Genomic DNA, 21487 nt, shown 5'->3' on the forward strand with positions numbered 1-21487 from the left:
GTCACTGCGCGTCACCGGATCTGGCCGCCTGTTCGCGGGTCAGGCCGGCGGCCAGGATCAGCTCCTCATGTAGCTCGAACCACACGGTGTGGTACGAGTCGATGAGTGGCCTTGTCAGCCAGGCAATGTCGCCGGTCTTCACTTTGTCCAGCGCCGCGGCCAGTTTCGCCGGGTAGCCACGCAGGCGCGGCAGCTGCGTGGTGACCGCCGCGATGATCGGCGTGACCCGCTGGTGCACGTCGTCGAGGCGGGCCAGCACCGCGGCGTCGTACCCGGCGTCCCCGTGATCATTGGGCTGGCCGTCGCGGAGTTGCCAGTCGGTGACCAGCGCCTTGAAATCAGCGTTGACTGATCGGAATTCGCGGTAAGCGGCGTCTATCGTCGCGGCGTCCACGCCGTCTCGTTCGGCGGTCAGCAACTCGGCGAGGCGGGCGCGTCCGTCGGGGCTGATCCGCACGGTGGGTCCCTCGATGAGCAGGCCCGCCGCGGCGAGCCGGCGCACCGCCTCCTCGGTGTCGGTGGCGTCGGCATCCAATGTCCGGGCGAGGTCGGCGGTGCTGACCCGGCCCTTCAGCCGGACAGCTTGCAGCACTTGCAGATCCATCATGAGCCGGACTGCAAGCGTATAGCGTTGAGCATGGTGATCAGTGGCGTCGCGGACACGACGTCGGTGTGTCCGGCCGCCAGGGCAGCTCGCAACGCCTCGTCGGAGGACGTGTCCAGTCGCGGATGGTCGCCGCTCGCGTGCGCCCGCAGCGGGCTCACCCGCAGCGCGATCTCGGCCAGCTCGCGCAATTCCGGCGTGTCGTCTTCCGACCATGCCGCCAGACTCAGAATCCCTTGCCGCACTTCGCCTTCGTAGCCGTCGACGGTGATCTGTCGGCCAGCCAGTGCGGCGGCCACGCCCTGGCCGCAGCCCACCACGGCGACCCGCCCGAGCTCGCGGCTGACGACGGCCGCGTGGCTGGCGGGGCCACCCACCTCGGTGACGATGCCCTGCGCGGCCAGCATGCCGAGCACGTCCTCGGGCCGGGTGTGGTCGCGGACCAGGATGACCGGCTCACCCCGGTCGGCGGCATCGAGAGCCTCGTCGACGTCGGTGTAGGCGGTGCCCGTCACCACACCCGGGCAGGCCGGCAGGCCCTTGGCCAGAAGGTGTGCGCTGAAACGGGTTTCGGGTTGCAACGATGGCTGCAGCACCGCCTCGACGTCGGTGGGTGTGACCCGCCGCAGCGTCTCGACGTCGTCGATCAGCCCTTCATGGCGCAGTTGCAGCGCCAGTCGCGCCGCCGCCTGCGCCGAACGCTCGGCGCCGCGGGTCTGCAGCAGCCACAGTTTGCCGTCTTCGACGGTGAACTCGATCTCCTGAACGTCGGAATTGAGCCGCTCGAGGCTGCGCGCGGCGTCCATCAGCTCATCGAACACCGCGGGCTGCTCGTCGCGCAGCGCGGTGATCGGTTCGACGTCGACCAGGCCGGACACCACGTCGTCACCCTGTCCGCCGGGCAGCCATTCGCCGAAGGGTTCGTTGGCTCCGGTGATCGGGTTGCGCGACGACAGCACGCCGGCGCCCGACTTGGCCGCCTGGTTGCCGAACACCATCGCCTGCACCACCACCGCGGTGCCTTGCCGTTCGTCGAGGTTGTAGTGATCGCGGTAGGCCAGCGCGCGCGGGGAGTTCCAGGATGCGAACACCGCCTCGATGCCCGTCCGCAGCTGCGTGTACGGGTCATCGGACGGGTCTGAACCGGCGGCAACGATGCGCCGGTACATGGTGGTGAACCGGCGGCGGGTGTCGCGGGCGAACTCGATGGAGCCCTGGTCCGCCAGGGCCCGTTCGACGTCGTCGTTGATGCCCAGGTCCAGGATCGTGTCCATCATGCCCGGCATCGATTGTGTGGCTCCCGACCGCACGCTGACCAGCAGCGGGCGCGGTCCTCGTCCGAAGGTGCGCGCGGTCTGCTCTTCCAGCCAGCTCATCCGGTCCAGGACGTCCGCCCAGATCGCGTCGATGGTGGGTCCGGGTTCGGTCAGATACCGCAGGCCCACCTCGGTGGTGATGCAGAAGGCGGGAGGCACCGGCAGATTGTGCCGGCGCATGGTGTCGATGCCGTGGCCCTTGTTGCCGAGGATTTCCCGCGGGTGACGCGACCGGCCGTCCAGCACCACCACCGCGTCTTTCAGCGTGCTCGCGGAGGAGTGCCGGCCGTGTGCGACACCAGCCAAGATGCACCTCCTCGTCGTTGCCGGAACGCCCGCAATGGTCCCACACCGATCACCAGGCTCGGCTGCTCGCCGCTGTTGCTTACCCGTTAGCTTTGACGGTATGACTCCCTATGACGTCGCGTTGCTGATCCTGCGCCTGGTGCTGGGTCTTACCCTGGCCGCGCACGGCTTGAACAAATTCTTCGGCGGCGGGCGGATACCCGGTACCGCGCGATGGTTCGAAAGCATCGGGATGAAGCCGGGCAAGTTCCACGCGACCGTGGCCGCCAGCACCGAGACGGCGGCCGGGCTCGGGCTGGCGGCCGGGTTGCTGACTCCGATCCCGGCGGCCGGGTTCGTCTCGCTCATGCTGGTGGCGGCCTGGACCGTGCACCGGTCCAACGGCTTCTTCATCGTCAAGGAGGGTTGGGAATACAACCTGGTGCTTGCGGTGACCGCCGTGGTCGTCGCCACCCTGGGCGCCGGGAAGCTCAGCCTGGATCACCTGATCTTCGGCAAGAACTGGTTCGACGGGTGGCAGGGTCTGGCCATCTCCGTGGGACTGGGCCTGGCCGGGGCCGTCGGGCAGTTGCTGATCTTCTACCGGCCGCCGGCCAAACAGTCCGCGTAATTCGGCGGGGTCAGGCCGACTGGATATTGCCGTCCTGACCGAGCAGCAACCCGCCTTTGCCGCCGGTGCCTGGCGTGCCGGGCGGCGTACCTGGCCCGCCGTTGCCGCCGTTGCCGCCGTCGCCGATCGAGACTGCGTTGCCGCCGTTGCCGCCGGCACCGCCCTTGCCGCCGAGACTGCCCCCGCCGGCGCCGCCGTCGCCGCCGTTGCCGATCACCCCGGCGCTGCCACCGGCCCCACCAGCGGCACCGGAGTCGCCCAGCCGCCCGGCTCCGCCGGCGCCGCCCGCACCGCCGGAGGCGATGAGCATGCCGCCATTGCCGCCACTGCCGCCGGTCCCGGCTACGAACCCGCCGCCACCGCCGGCGCCGCCGGCCCCGCCGTCGCCGAAGAACATGCCGCCATTGCCGCCGGCGCCGCCCGCCCCGGCGGTGCCGACGCCGTTGTTGCTCCCGCCCGCGCCGCCGATCCCGCCCGTGGCGCCGAGGCTCAGCATGCCGGCGTTGCCGCCGCGGCCACCGGCGCCGGCGGTGGTCTGGCCGAAGCCGCCGGACCCGCCGCTTCCGCCGCCGCCGAACAACCCGCCGTCGCCGCCCGCGCCACCGGCCCCGCTGGTGCCGTTGATGCTGCTAGCGCCACCGCCGCCACCGTCCCCGCCGTTGGTGAACATGCCTCCGGTGCCGCCCGCCCCGCCGGTTCCGCCGGTGAGCCCGAATCCGCCGTTCCCGCCGGTGCCGCCGCCGGCGAGCAGCGCACCGGCGCCGCCGGCGCCGCCGGCCCCGCCCTTGCCGGTCGGATTCGCCCCCGGAGTGAAGGCGACACCGCCGTCGCCCCCGTCCCCGGCGGCACCGGCTATCAGCCCGGCATTGCCCCCTGCTCCACCGGTTCCCCCGGTGCCAGTGCCCGGCGCCTTGCCGCCGGCTCCGCCGTTGCCGCCGGAACCGAGCAGACCGCCATTGCCGCCCGCGCCGCCCGCACCCCCGGTGCCGGTTGCCGTCGCACCGCCGGCACCGCCGGCTCCGCCGGTGCCGAACAGTGCGCCACCGGCCCCGCCGTGCCCGCCGGCCGCGCCGACGGCACCGGAGCCGCCGGTCCCGCCGTTGCCGAACAACAGCCCGCCGTCACCACCGGCAGCGCCGGTCCCGGCGGCGCCGTTGGCGCCATTCCCGATCAGCGGGCGCCCGGTCAGCGCCTGGACGGGTGCGTTGACGGCAGTGATCGCCTGCTGCTGCAGGGTGTGCAGCGGGTTGGTGCCGGCCGGCGCGTTGAAGCCGTCCAGGCCCAGCAACTGGCCGCTGATGCCGCCGGCGCCCGCCCCGCCCTTCGTCGCGCCGAGGCCGCCGTTGCCGCCGTTGCCGCCGTCGCCGATCAGCATGCCGTTGCCGCCGGCACCCCCCGCGCCGCCGGTGCTGCCGGCCGCAGCCTGACCGGCGCCGCCGCTGCCACCGTTACCCCCGTTGCCGATCAGACCGGACCGGCCGCCGGCGCCGCCGGCCCCGCCCGCAGCGGTGCCACCGTCGCCGCCCGTCCCGCCGGTGCCGCCCGAGCCGGCGAGCAGGCCCGCACTACCGCCGACCCCGCCCCTGCCGCCGTTGGTCGGCCCGAACCCCCCGTTGCCGCCGGCCCCGCCTTCGCCGAAGAGCAGTCCGGCGTTGCCACCGGCACCGCCCGCGCCACCGTTTCCCGTTGCGGGAGTGATGCTTTCACCCCCGCTGCCGCCGGCGCCGCCGGATCCGAGGCTGAGCATGCCGGCGTTGCCCCCGGCCCCGCCGCCCCCACCGCTGATCGAACCCTGCCCGCCGCTGCCGCCGTGACCGCCCGCACCGAACACCCCGCCGGTCCCGCCGGCCCCGCCGAGCCCGCCGGTCCCGCCGCCGCTGACTCCGCCCGCGCCGCCGGCGCCGCCACCCCCGAACGTCCCGCCCGCCCCGCCGGCCCCGCCGGCTCCGGCGGTCCCTCCGATGGTGGTGCCGCCGTTACCGCCGGCACCTCCGTTGGAGAACAGGCCGCCGGCCCCACCTGCGCCGCCGGCCCCGCCGGCCTGGGTGATGCTGTCGGCGTTTCCGCCGGCGCCCCCGGTCCCGGCCGCGCCGAACAACATGCCGGCGTTGCCGCCCGCGCCACCGGCCCCGGCCGCTGCCTCCGAGTTCCCGCCGGCGCCGCCGACCCCGCCGGAGCCGAACAGTCCCGCGGCCCCACCGTGGCCCCCGGCCCCACCCCGACCGGCCAGCGAAGTCCCGCCGGCGCCGCCCGCGCCGCCGTTGCCGATCAGCCCGCCGGCCCCGCCGGCACCTCCCGCTCCGCCGGCGGCGCCGCCGTTGGTACCGGACCCGCCGGCGCCGCCGTTACCGATCAACCAGCCACCGGCCGTACCGTTCTGGCCCGTCCCCGCGGTGCCGCTGGTGCCGTTTCCGATCAGCGGACGACCAGTGGCGGCCTGGACCGGGGCGTTGATGCCATCGAGGAGGCTCTGCAGCGGGTTGAGGTTGGCAGCCTCCGTGCTCGCATACATGGCGCCGCCGGCGTTCAGCAGTTGGACGAATCGCTCGTGGAACAGCTCCGCCTCGGCGTTGAGCGCCTGATAGACCTGCGCGTGGCCGGAGAACAGGGTTGCGATGGCCGCCGACACCTCGTCGGCCCCGGCCGCCACTATGCCGATCGTCGGGGCCGCTGCCGCCGCGCTGGCGGTACTCAACGTGGTTCCGATGTTCTGCACATCCGCGGCCGCTGCCGCCACCATTTCGGGGGCTACCGATACAAACGACATTGCTGCACTCCTGAACGTCGAGGATTGACTCGACAGTGCGGGATGCTGCGGTGCGGAACGTCGGTCAGAGGACGTAGATCGGTCGGCTGAGGGGTCGTATATCGGCCTCAGCTGTGGGAGACACCTTCATGGGCGAGTTGCACCCGGGAACTGATACCGAGCTTGGCGTATACGTGCGTGAGGTGGGTTTGCACCGTCCGCCGGGAAACGAACAGCCGGGCCGCGATTTCGTTGTTGGCCAGCCCCTCCGCGACGAGGCGGACGACATCGCGCTCGGTGGGAGTCAGTGCCGCCCAGCCGCTGGCCGGGCGCTTGCGTTCACCGCGTCCGCGCCGCACGTAGGCGACGGCCTCGTCGAGGGACAGGCCTTCGCCTTCCCGCCACGCTTCGTCAAATACGCTGTCGCCCAGAGCTTCCCGTAACTGCGCGACGATGTTGTGGTAGTCGGCGTCGTAGACCTTGAACCGGACGCAACCCAGGTCGCGGCGAATCTGGTTGGCCGCGGCTAACAGTCGCGCCGCATCCCGGTGGCCCAGGCCGTCCGCGGCCAGCCGGCCCAGGCATTCGAGGATGTCCGGCACGGCCAGGTGCGCGCCGTGTTCGGCGGCGCAGGCGAGTGCTTTGTGGGCATCCCGTTCGGCCTGATCCGGCTCGTGCTTGGCGATCGCGATGCGGGCGCGCGTCGTCAGTGCCCGCGCCAGATGCCAACCCGACGACGCCGCGACCTCCTGGTCGGCCCAGCGGCCCGCGGTGATGAGATCGCCGCGCGCCAGGGCCACTTCGGCCATCGGGTTGGTATTGGCGCCGGCCAGTTCGCCCTGCACGCTGAGCAGTTCCCGGGCCGCCTCACTGGCCGCGGCCGCGCCCGCGACATCGCCGGCGGCCACGGCAGCGGTTGCCAGCACCGCATAGCTGAATCCCTGATTGTGCGGCCAGAGGTCCGCCGCGGCTGCCAGGGATGCCGTGGCTGCGGCGGTGGCTGCTCTTGTGTCACCGCGGAACGCCAGGGCGTTGCAGAGCGCGAGCCGGCTGCCCCACCGGAACAGCACGTCGTGCGCCGCATCGGCATCGGCGGTGACTGCGCGGAATTGTGTGGTTGCTTCGGCGAGAGCGCCTTTCATCATCTGCGCCAGACCCAGCGTCCACCGGCACGAGCGGGCGTGAAACTGATCGCCGATCTCCTCGGCGAGGTCTCGCCCCTCTTCGGAAGCCCCGTAGCCGACGATCGGATCACCGGCGTAGAACGCGCCGTAGGCCTGCCACGTGAGGATCTGCGTCAAGCGCCACCGGTCGCCGAGATCGCGGGCGATGCCGATCGCCTCGGACAGGTACGGGCGGGCCGAGTCGGCGCTGTAGGAACTGACGGCGCCGCACGAGGTCAGCGCGCGGGCCAGCAGCGCCGGATCCTTGATCTCGCGGGCGATGGCCACCGCCTGCTGCGCCTGCTCGAGGTTGTCATGAACGCTGCGCGACGCGTCCAGGGCGGCTCTGTCGGCCAGCGCCCGTCCGCGCACCACCGGTGAGATTCCGGACGGCGCGCTGCGATCGGTGAGCACCGCGTCGAACCACGCCAGCCCCTCCTGGATGCGCCCGCGCGTCAGCCAGAGCGGCTGCAGCGCCGACGTGAGTTCCAGCGCGGGCTCGAGTTCGCGGTGGTCGCAGCAATGTGCGAACGCTGCCCGGAGATTGTCGATCTCGGTCTCCACCTGTTCGATCAGGCGCTGGTGTGCACCGTCGGTGGGGCTGTCCAACGCGGCGGCCATCCGCCCGTAGTGGTCGCGGTGGCGTGCGCGCAACGCATCGGCCTCACCGGATTCGCGCAGCCTTTCCATCGCGTAGTGCCGCACCGTCTCCAGCATCCGGAAGCGTGTCCGGTCCGTAGAGCTTTCGGCCAGCACCAGTGATTTATCCACCAACAGGGCGAGTTGATCGAAAACCTGATGCGGCGCCAGACTTTCGTCGGCGCACACCGTGCGCGCGGCTTCGTGGTCGAAGCCTCCGCTGAATACGGCCAAGCGGCGGAACAACATTCGCTCGGGTTCGGTCAGCAGGGCGTGCGACCAGTCGACCGATGCGCCCAAAGTGCGGCGGCGCCGTGCTGACCCGCCTTCGGTCAGAAGCCGGAAGCGGTTGCGCAACCCGTCGAGAATCTCGCTGAGCGACATCACCCGCACGGCCGCCGCCGCAAGCTCGATTCCCAACGGCAGGCCGTCGAGCCGCCCACAGATATCCTGCACCGCTGCCACGTCGGAGGGGGTGACGCTGAAGTCCGGCCGGGCCAGGCGGGCGCGGTCGATGAACAGGTCGATCGCTTCGTCGGAGAGCGACAGCGACGGCACCCTCCAGGTCAGCTCTCCGGGAACTCCCACGGGTGCCCGGCTAGTGGCCAAGATGGTCAGGTGCAGGCACTGGCCCAACAGCCCGCGGACCAGCGCGGCGCAGGCATCGGTCAGGTGCTCGCAATTGTCGAGAACCACCAGCGCGTCCCGGTCGCCGAGGAACCGCACCAGCGTGTCGATCGCCGAACGGCCCGGCTGGTCGGGCAATCCCAGGGCCCGCAACACCGCCACCGGCACCACCTCGGGCCGGCTCACCGGCGCCAGATCGACGAACCACACGCCGCCGCCGCACTCGGGCGCCGCTTGTGCGGCGATCTGCGCCGCCAGGCGGGTCTTTCCCACGCCACCGGTACCCGCCAGGGTGACCAGCCGGTTGTCGGCAAGGAACTTGCGTACGTCGTTGATCTGGGCAGTGCGGCCGACAAAGCGGGTCAACTGCGCCGGGAAATTCTGTGCTGCAGCGTTTTTGGACCCCTGCAACGGTGGGAACTCGATCCGCAGGTCGGGGTGGCACAGCTGCGCCACGCGTTCGGGGCGGGGCAGGTCGCGCAACTGATGGGTGCCGAGGTCGGCCAGCCAGACGTGTTCGGGGAGGTGGTCGGCAACAAGGTCGTGGGTGGTGCCCGAGACCACCACCTGGCCGCCGTGTGCCAGATCGCGCAGCCGCGCCGCCCGGTCGACGGCGGGTCCCGTGTAGGTGCCCGGGCCTTCGAAATGTACCTCGCCGGTGTGCACCGCGACTCTTAACTGGATCGGGGCCAACGGGGCCTGCTGCAAATCGATCGCGCACGCGAGTGCGTCGGCGGCCCGGGCGAAAACGGCCAGGAAAGAGTCGGCGCTGTCGTCTTCGGCGTCCGGTCTGACCGGACCGGCCCCGCCGTGCGTGGCAATGATGTTTGACACGGCGTCGCGGACGCCTTCCCGGTCGCTCGCCCTCGTCTCGGGCACGTACTCCCATGACGGCGCCGAGCGCTCGTCCTCGGCGAGCAACAGGGTCACTGTTCTCGTCGGCAGGAATTCGCTCACGCACATGTCAAACCCGATTCACACTGACCTCATGCCGTGCCTGTGACTCCCAGTGTCACGCACGCAGGCCGGCAACGGTTCAACATGAGTCCAAAAAGTTCGCTATCCGGCCACGGGGTGCTTGGGTCCGCGAGCGCCTGCGTGTTGCCGGGGACACGCCGTGGCGCCCGGCATTTTGCGGACGCTCGCGGGGCGGGGTGGGGGTGTCTGCGCCGAGCGCGCGCGTGTTGCCGGGGACACACCGCCGCGGCCGGCATTTTGCGGACGCTCGTGGGCCGCGCTGCGGGTACGACCCTCAACCAACGCGACCTACGACCCCCTCCGGCGCCGGATTTACGTCTTGTGGCCGACGTTCATCTGGCCGCCGCCGCGCATCGTTGACTTCCGCAAGGAGGGACGACTGGCATGAATTTCGCGGTGTTGCCGCCGGAGATCAATTCGGCGCGGATGTATCTGGGTGCGGGGCCGGGACCGACGTTGGCGGCAGCGACGGCATGGGACGCACTGGCCGGTGAACTCGACGTGGCGGCGCGCTCCTTCGCAGCGGTGGCGTCGGGGCTGACGGGGGAGGTATGGCTGGGTCCGGCGGCCGCCGCCATGGCCGGTTCGGCCGCGCCGTATGTGGGGTGGCTGTCGGAAGCGGCGGCCCAAGCTCAGGGCACCGCAGGTCAGGCGCGGGCCGCGGCCTCGGCGTTCGAGGCGGCGCTGGCCGCCACGGTCCATCCCGCAATGATCGCGGCCACTCGCAATCACTTTGTCTCTCTTGTGGTTTCGAATCTGTTCGGCCAGAATGCACCGGCGATCGCCGCCGCTGAGGCCACCTACGAGGACATGTGGGCTCAGGATGTGGCTGCGATGGCCGGCTATCACGGCGGGGCTTCGGCGGCAGTCGCGCAGCTTGCGCCGCTGCAGCAGACGCTGCCGGGCCTGCCCGGTCTGGCGCAGATACAGGCGGTACTCGGCAACCTCGGCGGCCAGAACGTCGGCGCCGGCAACCACGGCAACGGCAACGTGGGCAACGGCAACTTCGGCGACGCCAACCTCGGCAGCGGCAACTCCGGCAGCGGCAACGTCGGCAACGGCAACCGGGGCAATCAGAACGTGGGCAGCGGCAACTCGGGCTTCAACAACACCGGAGCAGGAAACTCGGGCCAGGGCAACATCGGTAGCGGCAACCTCGGCAACGACAACTTCGGTAACGGCAACCTCGGCAGCTCCAACGTCGGCAACGGCAACCGCGGCGATGCCAACATGGGCCTGGGCAATCGCGGCAGTGACAACGTCGGGCTGGCCAACACCGGCAACCACAACTTCGGCTTCGGCAACACCGGCAACAACAACATCGGCTTCGGCCTCACCGGGGACAACCAGGTGGGCATCGGTGCGCTGAACTCGGGCGTCGGCAATATCGGTTTCGGCAATTCGGGCACCGGCAACATCGGCTTCTTCAACTCGGGCACCGGCAACGTCGGCATCTTCAACTCCGGCAACCACAGCTTCGGCCAGGAGAACTCGGGCAGCTTCAACACCGGGCTCAGTAACGCGGGCCAGGGGAATACCGGAGCGCTGAATGCCGGATTCAACAACTTCGGGCTCGGCAATGCGGGTGCGAACAACATGGGCTTGGGGAACGGCGGCTCGCAGAATCTGGGCTACGGAAATGCCGGCTTCCAGAACACCGGAAGCATGAACGCCGGCTCGCTGAACACCGGTGATTTCAATTCCGGTGACATCAACACCGGATGGGCCAATGCCGGCCGCAGCAATACCGGAGGCTTCGACTCGGGCAACCTCAACACCGGTTTCGGCAGTGTCATCACGCCGGTCGGGGTCAAAAGCTCCGGCTTCGGCACCAGCGGCCTGGACTCCTCGGGGTTCTTCAACACCGGCGGCGATACGTCAGGGTCCATGAACACCGGCCTGGCGTTCGAATCCGGCTTCGGAAACTCCGGCAACGGCAACAACGTCGGCATCAACAATCACGGAAGCTTCCTGGCGGGCATCGCAAATACCGGCTTCGACAACATCGGCATCGGAAATTCGAACGTCTTCAATTCCGGCATCGGCAACTCCGGCAACGACGACTCGGGGTTCTTCAACAAGAGCGACGCGAAGTCGGGTCTCTTCAATTAACTCAATCATTCGAGGGGGGTTCATATGTCGTATGTGATCGCGGTGCCCGAACTGCTGCAGGGTGCGGCCGACGATCTGGCGGGCCTTCGTGCCTCGCTGACCGAGGCTGTCGCTGCCGCGGCCGGCCCGACCACCGCGATCGCTGCCGCGGCTCAGGACGAGATATCGGATGCGGTCGCGACGGCGTTCGGCAGTTTCGGCGCGGACTTCCAAGCCGCTCATGCCCGAGCGCACGCGTTCGGCGAGCATTTCGCCGGGTCGCTGAACGGCGCGGGCGTCGCTTACGCGAGCGCCGAGTCATCGTCTTATCAAACACTTTTCGCGAATACTGCCACCAACCTGCAAGTGCTGGAGAATGGCGTCGCGGCGAATCCGGCGCCGTTCCTCCGCCAGTTCGTCAGCAATCAACTCGGATTCGCGCAGACCGCCTTTGGTCAGCAAATCGGTTATGCGCAAACGATATTTACCGCACTCGCCGACGCCGCTCAAGATTTCGGCGCCGGTGTGAGCGCGCTTCCCGCCGCGTTGCAGGCCGCCGCGCAGCAGCTCGCGGCGGGCGATGTCACGGGCGCGGTCCGCGGCGTCGCGACCGGATTCGGAAACCTGTTCCTGACGGGTCTATCCGCCAGCCAGGACCCGACGACCCTGCTTATCAACATCACACCGACCGGCACGCTGGGCGACCTTTTGCCGATCCTGAGCCTGCCCGGGCAGATGGCGCAGAATCTCACCGATATGCTCCCCGCCGGTTCGGTTCCCGCTCACATCTCGCAACACCTCACCAACGTGATCACCACCCTGACCGACACCTCGCAGACCTTGGACCTGGTCACCGGCGACCTGCATGTGGGCCTGCCATTGGTCCTCGGCCTGGAAGCGATAGGCCCGGTCGTCACCACCGCCAACGCGTTCGGCGACAGCGCGAACGCCGTGCTCGGTGCGCTGCAGACCGGCAACGTGCTGAGCGCCGGCGCGGCGCTGCTCGACACCCCCGCAGCCGTGCTGGACGGATTCCTCAACGGCCAAGCGACGCTTCCGCTTTCGGTGACGCTGGGAGATCTGACGACGACGACCAACGTGCCACTCGGCGGCATCCTGGCCCCCGCGCGGACGGCGTCGCTCACACTCGAGATCTTCGGCACGACGGGGACCATCCCGCTTTTCGGTACAGCCTTCGGCGGCATCCTGCCGGGTCTGCTGACCTTCCTGCCCGAACAGCTCGCGGAGGCGATCGGTGGCGGGCCGGTACTGCCTTGAAACGGGCTGCGATGTTGCTGAAAATCAGCTGAATCCATGGCCTTGCGAGGCGACAAATGGGGACAGTAATGAGATATGGCTCGCTGGGGTTGGGGTTGCGATGATTTTAGACTTTGCGTGGTTGCCTCCGGAGATCAACTCTTCGAGGATTTTCAGCGGGGCCGGACCAGGTCCGCTGCATGCGGCGGCGGCAGCCTGGGACGGATTGGCGGCGGATCTGGCGTCCTCGGCCCAGTCCTTCAGCTCGGTGATCTCCGGTCTGACGGGCGGGCCGTGGTCGGGCCCCGCGGCGGCATCCATGGCCGCTGCGGCGCTGCCGTACCAGGACTGGATGACGCTGGCCGCCGGTCAGGCGGACGCGGCGGCGGGGCTGGCGCGCACGGCGGCGTTGGCGTTCGAAGGGGCGTTGACCGCGACGGTGCACCCGGCGGTGGTGACGGCGAACCGGGTGTCGTTGATGACGCTGATCGCCACGAATTTCCTGGGCTTCAACACGCCGGCGATCGCGGCCAATGAGTTCGATTACGCGGAGATGTGGGCGCAGGATGTGGCCGCGATGGTCGGTTACCACGGTGGTGCGACGGCGGTGGCCGCGAGTCTGACACCGTTCGCTGTACCGCCGGTTGACCTGGCCGGCCTGGCCGCCAATATCGGTGCCCAGTTCACCGGTCTGGCGACCACGGCGTCGGCCGCGATCAGCCCGGTTCTGCAAAGTGTCACCGGAGCGGCGCCGGGGCTGGTGGCCGGTGTGCAGTCGGCGGCTTCGGCGTTGCCGATCCAGTCGATCGCGTCGGTGGCCCAGCTGGGTGCCATGCCGGCCAGCATGATGATCGGTCCACTGATGCAGGCGGGACAATCGGCGACCGCCGGCACCGCGGGATTGGCCGGTGCCACAACGGGTGTAGCCGACGCGACCAAATTCGTCGGGGACACCGCTCCGGCGATGAAGGGACTGGGCGGAGGCGCAGGCCTAGGGGCGGGCATGTCCGGCAGCCTGGGCCAGGCGCGCATGGTGGGGGCGATGTCGGTGCCGCCGACGTGGGTGGGGTCAGCACCGAAAGGCATGGCGAGCTCGGCGATGCACGGGTTGCCCACGGAGGCCTCGATGCAGGCCTCCATGCAGGCCTCTAAGCCCACCGGTGGCGGGATGCCGATGATGCCGATGCCGATGGGGGCCGGGGCCGGGGGTGCGGGCGCCGGAATGCCGGGCGGGATGATGGGCCGCGGCGGCGCGAGTCCGCACGTGACGCAGAACCGGCCCAGCGTGATTCCGCGTACCGGGGTCGGCTAGGTCTGCGCTGCAACCACTTCGGCGGCGGCGCGCTCACCGGAGCGGATCGCGCCGTCGATCCAGCCGCACATGACGGCTGAACTCTCGGTGCCCGCCCAGTGCACCCTGCCGCAGGGTGCGCGCAGGGCACGGCCGTACTCGGTGAGAACACCGGTCGGTGTGTGGCTGATCATCCCTCCGCCGGAGTAACGCTCGAGCGACCAGTTCTGTTCGTGGTATTCCGTTGGCGTGCGTGCCAATTCACCGAACCTGTCGATGAGTTCGCCGATGATGGCTGCCCGGCGGTCGGACTCGCTGAGGTCGGTCAACCGGCGGGCGGCGGGCCCCTCGGTGATGGCGCACATGATCCCCGGGCTGCCGGTGTCGGTGCACGCGTCGATGGTCAGTGTGGCGGCCGTCCCGGGTGCTGCCGATTGACCGGACAATCCGTCGGCGCGCCAGAACGGTTTGTCGTAGATCAGCGAGGTCTTGATGACGGCGCCGCTCGGCATGCGCTGGTTGAGAAACGCCCGGTCCGCCGGCAGTGCGGGTTCGTAGACGATGGAATCGGCGATCGCCATCGGGATCGCCACGATGGCCCGGTAGGCGCGCACCGAGAACCCGTCTGACTGGACCGTGACGCCGTCGGTGTCCTGGATGATGGTGCGAACCGGCCGCGACAAGTGCAGTGCGTCGCCCAACGCGGCGACCATCGGGCGGTAGATGGCGCCCATCCCACCGACCGGGCGGGCGTCCTGGGAGCCGCCTTTGCCTGAGATGACGAACGTGGGTCCGCCGGCCGAGGACATCTGCAGCAACATCCACAACAGCGACACTTCCGCCGACGTCGACGTGTAGGTGCCGCCCAGCACCATGTCCAGCATTTCGCGCGCCGGTTTGGACATCACGTTGCGCTCGAGCCAGTCGCCGATACTCATTCGGTCCCACTCCACGGCTTCTTCGGCCTCCCAGGGGGCTTCGCGTGGAATCGTCTTGCACATCTGCTCGATGCTCATCAGGCCGATGCCCAGGTTGGCGACCGCCCACGGGCTCATCGTCCACGGCAGCTTGCCGCCGTAGCGGCGCTTCTTGCCGTCGACGATCATCATGGCGTCACCGTCGTTGTGCTGCTTGTACTCCGGCACGCCGAATTCCTGCATCAGCGCATAGATCCGGTCCTGGCCCGGTCCGATCCATGCCCCGCCGCGGTCGATCCACACCCCGTCGTCGCGGGTCACGGTGAACGTGCGCCCACCGACGCGGTCGCGAGCCTCCAGCAGCGCCACTGAGTGACCGGCCTGCTTCAGGCGCAGTGCGGCCGTCAGTCCCGCGAATCCGGCTCCGACCACGCAATAGTCGACATCCGTCATGACCCCGCTCCTCGTAGACCCCTGTGCGCCCCAGGCAGCAAGCTACACCGATCATGGCACCGCGGTAACGGGTTTCGGAAGAGTCGACGTTGATTCGGGTTGGTTTGCGTTGTCCTGGAACAGCTTTCGGAGATCTATTGCCGACGATCGCCTATCCGAAGATGCCGGGGGGAACTGCGGGCGCGTTATCCAGCACGGACGGATTCACGAGCGGGTTGAGCGCGCCGAGCGTCCCGGAGGTCATGCGCGGGAGATTGTCCACTACCGACAGAAACCGGCGCTGTTCGGCTTCATCGATCACGCCGTCGGCCAGCGCGGTGAACTTCGCCAGGTACTGCTCTCGTTCAAAGGGCCTTTCTCCCAACGGATGTGCATCGGCGACAGCGATCTCGTCGACGATCAACGCGCCACTCCGCAACCTGATCTCGGCACGGGCGCCGAATGCCTTCTGCGCCGGGTCGGGGGAGTGGTAGCGCCTGGTCCATTCGGGATCTTCGACGGTGGAGATCTTGCGCCACAATGCGACGGTGTCGGTGCGGTGCGACCGCTCCGGCGCGTACGACCGTTCGTGGTGCCAGGTTCCGTCCTGCAACGCGACGGCGAAAATGTACATCAGCGAGTGGTCCAGCGTTTCGCGTGAGGCATCCGGGTCGAACTTCTGCGGGTCATTGGACCCGGTCCCGATCACGTTGTGGGTGTGGTGACTGGTATGCAGCACCACGGACGCGACCTGATCCAGATCGCCGATCTTGGTGCGCATCCGGCGGGCCAGATCGATCAACGCCTGGCTTTGGTACTCAGCGGAGTGTTCCTTGGTGTAGCTCTCCAGGATGGCGCGCTTGGCCTCGCCCGCTTCGGGAAGCGGCACCTGATAGGTGTGCTCCGGGCCGGCCAGTAGCCATGCGATGACTCCGTCCTCGCCCTCCCAGATCGGGGCGGGTGCCGGTTCGCCCCGCATGGCACGGTCGACGGCCTCGATGGCGACCTTGCCGGCCCATGCGGGGGCGAAGGCCTTCCAGCTCGAGATCAGTCCCTTGCGTGATTGCCTGGTGGCGGTCGTCAGGTGCAAGGCCTGACCGATCGCCGAGTAGATGGTGTCCCGGTCGAGCCGCAGCATGGTTCCCAGGCCCGCGGCCGCCGCCGGACCCAGGTGCGCAACGTGGTCAATCTTGTGCTCGTGCAGGCAGATTCCCTTCACCAGGGCGATCTGTATCTCGTACGCGGTGGCCACGCCGCGGATCAGATCCGCGCCGCTCACCCGAAGATGTTGAGCGACGGCCACCAGGGGTGGGATGTTGTCTCCGGGGTGGGCATAATCGGCTGCCAGGAACGTGTCGTGAAAGTCCAGTTCGCGCACAGCCACGCCATTGGCCCAGGCTGCCCATTCCGGTGAGTAGTCGCCCTCGACGCCGAACACTTTCGCGCCGGTCGGGCGTGGGTGAGCGATAGCCTGGATGCGTGCAGTGGTCGGGGGACGCCGGATCACCGCAGCCGCCGATACCGCCGCGTTGTCGATGATCCGGTTGATCACCATGGATTCGGTTTCGGCGGGCACCGCCACCGGGTCCGCGGCTACCTCGGCGATCTTCCACGCGAGGTGCTCACCGCGGGGAAAATGTTCGTTGCTGCGTCGGGCACGAACGTTATGAAGGCGCACAGGCCGGAGTCAGCCCTAGCCCGGTCCGCCGTACTGCCACACCAGGCTGTGGCTGCCCGTCATCGTCGGGTTGCACCACATCGTCTTGCCTTCGGCGTCCTGGGTGGTCGTGTGCAGCACGGTGCACGAGTCACCCGGGGACGGCGCCTGCGCCTGTGCCGGCCCGCTGCCGAGGACGAATGCGATTGGTACCGCTGCCCCCGCGACCGCCCATCTTAGGTACCGGGGTCTATGCATGCTCCCACTCCCTTCGCCACCTGTACCTCACGGTATCGCCCGCCACAGCGGCTGACCAAGGATTCGGTGGGCCGGGCTGGGCATCCGCCTAGAACACGTTCTAATCTGTCAAATTATGGGATTTCTCAAGCCCCAGCTGCCCGAGGTTGACATCGCCGAATGGAGCAAGGGCACCCGCAGCGAGAAGATCCGCCCGATGGCCCGCCATTGGGCCGAGGTGGGCTTCGGCACGCCAGTGGTGATGCACCTGTTCTACGTCGTCAAGATCCTGCTTTACATTCTGGTTGCCTGGCTGATTGTGCTGAGCACCAAAGGAATTGACGGATTCACCAACGTCCGGGCCTGGTACGCCGAGCCGATCGTGTTCGAGAAGGTCGTGTTGTACACGATGTTGTTCGAGGTGGTCGGGCTGGGTTGTGGGTTCGGGCCGCTTAACAACCGGTTCTTCCCGCCGATGGGTTCGATCCTCTACTGGCTGCGGTTCGGCACCATCCGGCTGCCACCCTGGCCGGATCGCGTCCCGCTGACTTTCGGCACCAAACGCAAGCCGGTCGACGTCGCGCTCTATGCCCTGCTGCTGGTGCTGCTGGTGACCGCGCTGTTCACCGACGGAACGGGGCCGATACCGGCGCTGGGCACACGCGTCGGAGTACTGCCGATGTGGCAGATCGTGACGATCCTGTTGGTGCTCGGCGCCGCGGGGTTGCGGGACAAGGTGATCTTCCTGGCCGCTCGCGGTGAGGTCTACGGGTCGCTCACCGTGACGTTCCTGTTCGGCGGCTGGAACGCCCCAGACATGATCGTCGCGGCCAAACTGGTGTTCCTGGTGATCTGGATGGGCGCGGCGACGTCCAAACTCAACAAACACTTCCCGTTCGTGATCTCGACGATGATGTCCAACAATCCGCTGTTCCGGCCGCGCTTCATCAAACGTATGTTCTTCGAGAAATTCCCCGATGACCTGCGGCCCGGACTGTTATCGCGGATGTTCGCTCACATCAGCACGTTCATCGAGATGTTCGTGCCGTTGGCGCTTTTCTTCTCGCACGGCGGATGGCCCACCACGGTGGCCGCGATCGTCATGGTGTGCTTCCACCTGGGCATCCTGACGGCGATCCCGATGGGGGTTCCGCTGGAGTGGAACGTGTTCATGATCTTCGGGGTGTTCTCGTTGTTCGTCGGGCATGCTCAGCTGGGCATCAGGGACGTCAAAAACCTTGCGCCGGTGGCGATTCTGTTCACCCTGCTGGTGGGCACCGTGATTTTGGGCAACATGTTCCCGCGCAAGATCTCGTTCCTGCCGGGCATGCGCTATTACGCGGGCAACTGGGACACGACGCTGTGGTGCATCAAGCCGTCGGCGAGCGAGAAGATCGCCCGGGGCATCGTGGCGATCGCCAGCATGCCGCAGGCCCAGCTGGAGCGGTTCTACGGCAAGGACCGGGCCGAGATCCCGATGTACCTGGGATACGCGTTCCGCGCCATGAACACGCACGGCCGGGCACTGTTCACCTTGGCCCATCGCGCGATGGCCGGACAGAACGAGGACGACTACGTCATCACCGACGGAGAACGCATCTGCAGCACCGCGATCGGCTGGAACTTCGGTGACGGCCACATGCACAACGAGCAGCTGATCGCCGCGATGCAACGGCGTTGCCGATTCGAGCCGGGCGAGGTGCGGGTGGTCCTGCTGGATGCGCAACCCATCCATCGGCAGATTCAGCGGTACCGGTTGGTGGATGCCGCCACAGGCGAATTCGAGCACGGATATGTCCGGGTGGCCGACATGGTGACCCGGCAGCCCTGGGCCGACGACGTCCCCGTCGTGGTGGAGGATTAGGGGCGAGCAGACGCAAAATCGCATGTTTCGCGGCCGCGGAACGCGATTTTGCGTCTGCTCGCGGGGCTAGGCCCCGGCGCGTACCTCGCGCGCCGCGGCCACCATGTTGCGCAGCGAAGCGGTCACCTCCTCGACGTCGCGCGTCTTCAGGCCGCAGTCCGGGTTCACCCAAAGCCTCTCAGCGGGAACGGCTTTCAGCGCGGATCTGAGAGACGCGGCCATCTCCTCGGTACTGGGCACCCGCGGGGAGTGGATGTCGTAGACGCCCGGGCCCACGCTGTTGGAGAAGCCGATCGCGTTGAGGTCGTCGAGCACCTCCATGTGCGAGCGGGCCGCCTCGATGGACGTGACGTCGGCGTCCAGATCGGCGATCGCGCCGATCACCTCGCCGAACTCCGAGTAGCACAGGTGGGTGTGGATCTGGGTCGAGTCGGCCACACCGGAGGTGGCCAGCCGGAAAGCCCCGACGGCCCAGGACAAATACTCGTCCTGGTCGGCACGCCGCAGCGGCAGCAGCTCCCGCAGCGCCGGCTCGTCGACCTGGATCACGGCGATCCCTGCGGACTGCAAGTCCACCGTCTCGTCCCGGATCGCCAGCGCCACCTGGTTGGCGGTGTCGGCCAACGGCTGGTCGTCGCGCACGAACGACCACGCCAGGATCGTGACCGGCCCGGTCAGCATGCCCTTGACCGGTTTGTCGGTGAGCGACTGCGCGTAGGTGATCCAGTCGACCGTCATCGGATGGGTGCGAGCCACATCGCCGAACAGGATCGGCGGACGTACACAGCGGCTTCCGTAGGACTGGACCCAGCCGTTGTGAGTGGCGAAGAAGCCCTCCAGCTGCTCGGCGAAGTACTGCACCATGTCGTTGCGCTCAGGCTCACCGTGCACCAACACGTCGATGCCCAGCTGCTCCTGCAGCTTGATGACGCCGGCGATCTCCTTCTTCATCCGCCGCTCGTATTCGGCCTGGTCGATCTCCCCGGAGCGCAATGCGGCCCGCGCGACGCGGATGGCCGAGGTCTGCGGGTAGGAACCGATCGTCGTGGTCGGTAACACTGGCAGCCCGAGGCGCTCCTCCTGGCTGGCGCGACGCTCTGCGGGATCGCCGCGGTGGACGCCGGAGGCCACGATCGACCGGATTCGGGCGCGGACCTGGTCGTTGTGCAGGCGCGGGTCCTGTTTGCGCGACGCCAGCGCGGCGTTGGAGGCCGCGATCTCCTCGGCGACGGCGTCACGACCGTCCCGCAGCGCGCGGGCGAGCACGACCACCTCGCGCACCTTCTCCGCCCCGAACGCCAGCCAACTGCGCAGGTTGTCGTCCAGATCGGCCTCGGGCTCCAGCGAGTACGGCACGTGCAGCGTTGAGCACGACGTCGAAACAGCCACCGCCCCGGCGGGTCCCATCAGGGCGGCCAGTTTGCCCAGCGCCGCCTGCAGATCGGTGCGCCAGATGTTGCGACCGTCGACGATCCCGGCCACCAGTGTCTTGCCGGCCAGCTCGGGAACCGCAGCCACCGCTGTGTCGGGGCCGTAGACCAGGTCGACCCCGATCGCTTCGACCGGGGTGCGGGCCAGCCCCGCCAACGCCGCACCCGGGTCGCCGAAGTAGGTGGCGACGTGGATGCCAGGGCGGTTCGCCACCGCGCCCAGCGCGTTGTAGACCGCCTCGGCCAGCGCGGGCGCGTCGGGGGAGATGTCGGTGACCAACGCCGGCTCGTCGAGCTGCACCCAGTGGGCCCCACTGTCCGCGAGCAGTGACAGCAGTTCGGAATAGATCGGCATCAGCTCCTGTAGTCGCTCGATCGGTGCGCCCGCGCCGTCCACCGCCTTGCTCAGCAGCAGGAAGGTGACGGGTCCGATGACCACGGGGCGCGCCGGGATACCTTGCCCCTGAGCCTCTTTCAGCTCGGAGAGCACCTTGTCCGGGTGCAGCGAAAACTGGGTCGAGGGACCGATCTCCGGAACGAGGTAGTGGTAGTTGGTGTCGAACCACTTCGTCATTTCCAGCGGGGCGACTTCGTCGGTACCGCGCGCGGCGGCGAAGTAGCGGTCCAGTTCGTCGGCGATGCCGCCAACCCGCCCGGGCAGCGCGCCGAGCAACACCGCGGTGTCCAGCATCTGGTCGTAGTAGGAGAAAGTGTTGACCGGCACCGAGTCGAGGCCGGTGGCGGCCAGTTGCGACCAGGTGTCGCGGCGCAGCTTGGCCGCGGTGGACTCCAGGTCGGAGCGACTGGTGCGGCCGGCCCAGTAACCCTCGGTCGCGCGCTTGAGTTCGCGGCGCGGGCCGATGCGGGGGGAACCGGTGATGGTGGCGGTGAACTTCGGAAAACGGGCTTGAGCGGTCACGAGCGGTCCTTCATTCGACGGTATGGTCACCGCCCGCGGACGCGCAGCCGACAGTCGGGGCGATGCGCTGGTGCTCTCAGAGCCCGCGTACCACCACGGCTGGCTGGCCAAACGCCCATTCCACGAGGCGATGTGCCGCCGGGCGCGGCGCGCCCGGCACACCTGGCAGGTCTTCGGACTCACAGGCGCGCACCGAGAAGGTGCACCTACTGGCCGTCGCTTCCCAGTCCGATGCGGACCAGTGCTTGATTCATTCAATGACGGCGGTCGTTCCTGCATACCGCTGCGGGACAGTCCCGGATTCTCACCGGGTTCCCTCTCGCGAGGCGTTAGGACCTCGCTCGATGCCGGCGCTTGGAGGGCGTCGGCAGACCAGTTGCGAGGATCAGGTTACTCCGCGGGC

At 68.7% G+C, this 21487-nt stretch carries 12 protein-coding genes, 2 pseudogenes and 1 riboswitch; of the genes and pseudogenes, 5 read left to right on the forward strand and 9 right to left on the reverse strand.

Going from position 1 to position 21487, the window contains the following annotated elements:
• Position 1: 1 nt before the first annotated feature.
• Positions 2-607 carry a MarR family transcriptional regulator gene (locus tag ACNQS7_RS26855; protein WP_418014928.1) on the reverse strand — a complete coding sequence of 202 codons (606 nt, stop codon included), beginning with the start codon at positions 605-607 and terminating at the stop codon, positions 2-4.
• Positions 604-2226, reverse strand: coding sequence for a pyruvate, phosphate dikinase (locus tag ACNQS7_RS26860; protein ID WP_418014929.1), 1623 nt, complete (start codon positions 2224-2226; stop codon positions 604-606). The genes ACNQS7_RS26855 and ACNQS7_RS26860 overlap by 4 nt, the downstream gene beginning before the upstream one ends.
• A gap of 100 nt (positions 2227-2326) precedes the next feature.
• Between ACNQS7_RS26860 and ACNQS7_RS26865 the strand changes: the two genes are divergently transcribed.
• A complete protein-coding gene (locus tag ACNQS7_RS26865) occupies positions 2327-2836 on the forward strand; it encodes a DoxX family protein (RefSeq protein ID WP_418014930.1) in 510 nt (169 codons plus the stop codon).
• 1003 nt (positions 2837-3839) lie between these two features.
• Here ACNQS7_RS26865 and ACNQS7_RS26870 read toward each other — a convergent pair.
• From ACNQS7_RS26870 to ACNQS7_RS26880, 3 genes and pseudogenes are all read right to left on the reverse strand, one after another.
• A pseudogene (locus ACNQS7_RS26870) lies at positions 3840-4049 on the reverse strand (PGRS repeat-containing protein); the annotation flags it as partial.
• 1332 nt (positions 4050-5381) lie between these two features.
• A pseudogene (locus ACNQS7_RS26875) lies at positions 5382-5603 on the reverse strand (PE family protein); the annotation flags it as partial.
• A 107-nt stretch (positions 5604-5710) separates the two neighbouring features.
• Entirely contained in the window at positions 5711-8968 is a 3258-nt protein-coding gene (locus ACNQS7_RS26880; protein WP_418014931.1) for a LuxR family transcriptional regulator, read from the reverse strand.
• Positions 8969-9373: 405 nt separating this feature from the next.
• On the opposite strand from ACNQS7_RS26880, the gene ACNQS7_RS26885 reads away from it, so the two are divergent.
• The 3 genes from ACNQS7_RS26885 (at position 9374) to ACNQS7_RS26895 (ending at position 13649) form a co-directional block, all read left to right on the forward strand.
• Positions 9374-11101 (forward strand): PPE domain-containing protein, encoded by a 1728-nt coding sequence (locus ACNQS7_RS26885; protein WP_418014932.1) that lies wholly within the window; start codon positions 9374-9376, stop codon positions 11099-11101.
• Between the two features lie 24 nt (positions 11102-11125).
• Positions 11126-12358, forward strand: a complete 1233-nt coding sequence (locus tag ACNQS7_RS26890; protein ID WP_418014933.1) for a PE family protein — start codon at positions 11126-11128, stop codon at positions 12356-12358.
• Between the two features lie 100 nt (positions 12359-12458).
• On the forward strand, positions 12459-13649 hold the full coding sequence (locus ACNQS7_RS26895; RefSeq protein ID WP_418014934.1) for a PPE family protein: 1191 nt from the start codon (positions 12459-12461) through the stop codon (positions 13647-13649).
• Here the strand turns inward: ACNQS7_RS26895 and ACNQS7_RS26900 are convergent.
• The 3 genes from ACNQS7_RS26900 to ACNQS7_RS26910 all read right to left on the reverse strand — a co-directional run bounded on the left by ACNQS7_RS26900 (position 13646) and on the right by ACNQS7_RS26910 (position 16892).
• Positions 13646-14998, reverse strand: a complete 1353-nt coding sequence (locus ACNQS7_RS26900) for a flavin monoamine oxidase family protein (RefSeq protein WP_418014935.1) — start codon at positions 14996-14998, stop codon at positions 13646-13648. The genes ACNQS7_RS26895 and ACNQS7_RS26900 overlap by 4 nt on opposite strands.
• Positions 14999-15149: 151 nt before the next feature.
• On the reverse strand, positions 15150-16655 hold the full coding sequence (gene prpD, locus ACNQS7_RS26905; RefSeq protein ID WP_418014936.1) for a 2-methylcitrate dehydratase PrpD: 1506 nt from the start codon (positions 16653-16655) through the stop codon (positions 15150-15152).
• 15 nt (positions 16656-16670) lie between these two features.
• A complete protein-coding gene (locus ACNQS7_RS26910; RefSeq protein ID WP_418014937.1) occupies positions 16671-16892 on the reverse strand; it encodes a hypothetical protein in 222 nt (73 codons plus the stop codon).
• Between the two features lie 115 nt (positions 16893-17007).
• Between ACNQS7_RS26910 and ACNQS7_RS26915 the strand changes: the two genes are divergently transcribed.
• Complete coding sequence (locus ACNQS7_RS26915) at positions 17008-18735, forward strand: DUF3556 domain-containing protein (protein ID WP_418014938.1); 1728 nt, start codon at positions 17008-17010, stop codon at positions 18733-18735.
• 66 nt (positions 18736-18801) lie between these two features.
• On the opposite strand, the gene metE is transcribed toward ACNQS7_RS26915, so the two are convergent.
• Positions 18802-21084 (reverse strand): 5-methyltetrahydropteroyltriglutamate--homocysteine S-methyltransferase, encoded by a 2283-nt coding sequence (gene metE / locus ACNQS7_RS26920; protein WP_418014939.1) that lies wholly within the window; start codon positions 21082-21084, stop codon positions 18802-18804.
• A 146-nt stretch (positions 21085-21230) separates the two neighbouring features.
• Positions 21231-21444: riboswitch (cobalamin riboswitch) on the reverse strand.
• Between the last annotated feature and the right edge of the window lie 43 nt (positions 21445-21487).

It is taken from the genome of Mycobacterium sp. 23 (assembly GCF_048287075.1).
Lineage (GTDB): Bacteria > Actinomycetota > Actinomycetes > Mycobacteriales > Mycobacteriaceae > Mycobacterium > Mycobacterium gordonae_B.

Coding starts and splice junctions, on each gene's coding strand:
- ACNQS7_RS26855 (WP_418014928.1), bottom strand. CDS start 607: ATGATGGATCTGCAAGTGCTGCAAGCTGTCCGGCTGAAGGGCCGGGTC.
- ACNQS7_RS26900 (WP_418014935.1), bottom strand. CDS start 14,998: ATGACGGATGTCGACTATTGCGTGGTCGGAGCCGGATTCGCGGGACTG.
- ACNQS7_RS26895 (WP_418014934.1), top strand. CDS start 12,459: ATGATTTTAGACTTTGCGTGGTTGCCTCCGGAGATCAACTCTTCGAGG.
- ACNQS7_RS26865 (WP_418014930.1), top strand. CDS start 2,327: ATGACTCCCTATGACGTCGCGTTGCTGATCCTGCGCCTGGTGCTGGGT.
- ACNQS7_RS26885 (WP_418014932.1), top strand. CDS start 9,374: ATGAATTTCGCGGTGTTGCCGCCGGAGATCAATTCGGCGCGGATGTAT.
- ACNQS7_RS26910 (WP_418014937.1), bottom strand. CDS start 16,892: ATGCATAGACCCCGGTACCTAAGATGGGCGGTCGCGGGGGCAGCGGTA.
- ACNQS7_RS26890 (WP_418014933.1), top strand. CDS start 11,126: ATGTCGTATGTGATCGCGGTGCCCGAACTGCTGCAGGGTGCGGCCGAC.
- ACNQS7_RS26915 (WP_418014938.1), top strand. CDS start 17,008: ATGGGATTTCTCAAGCCCCAGCTGCCCGAGGTTGACATCGCCGAATGG.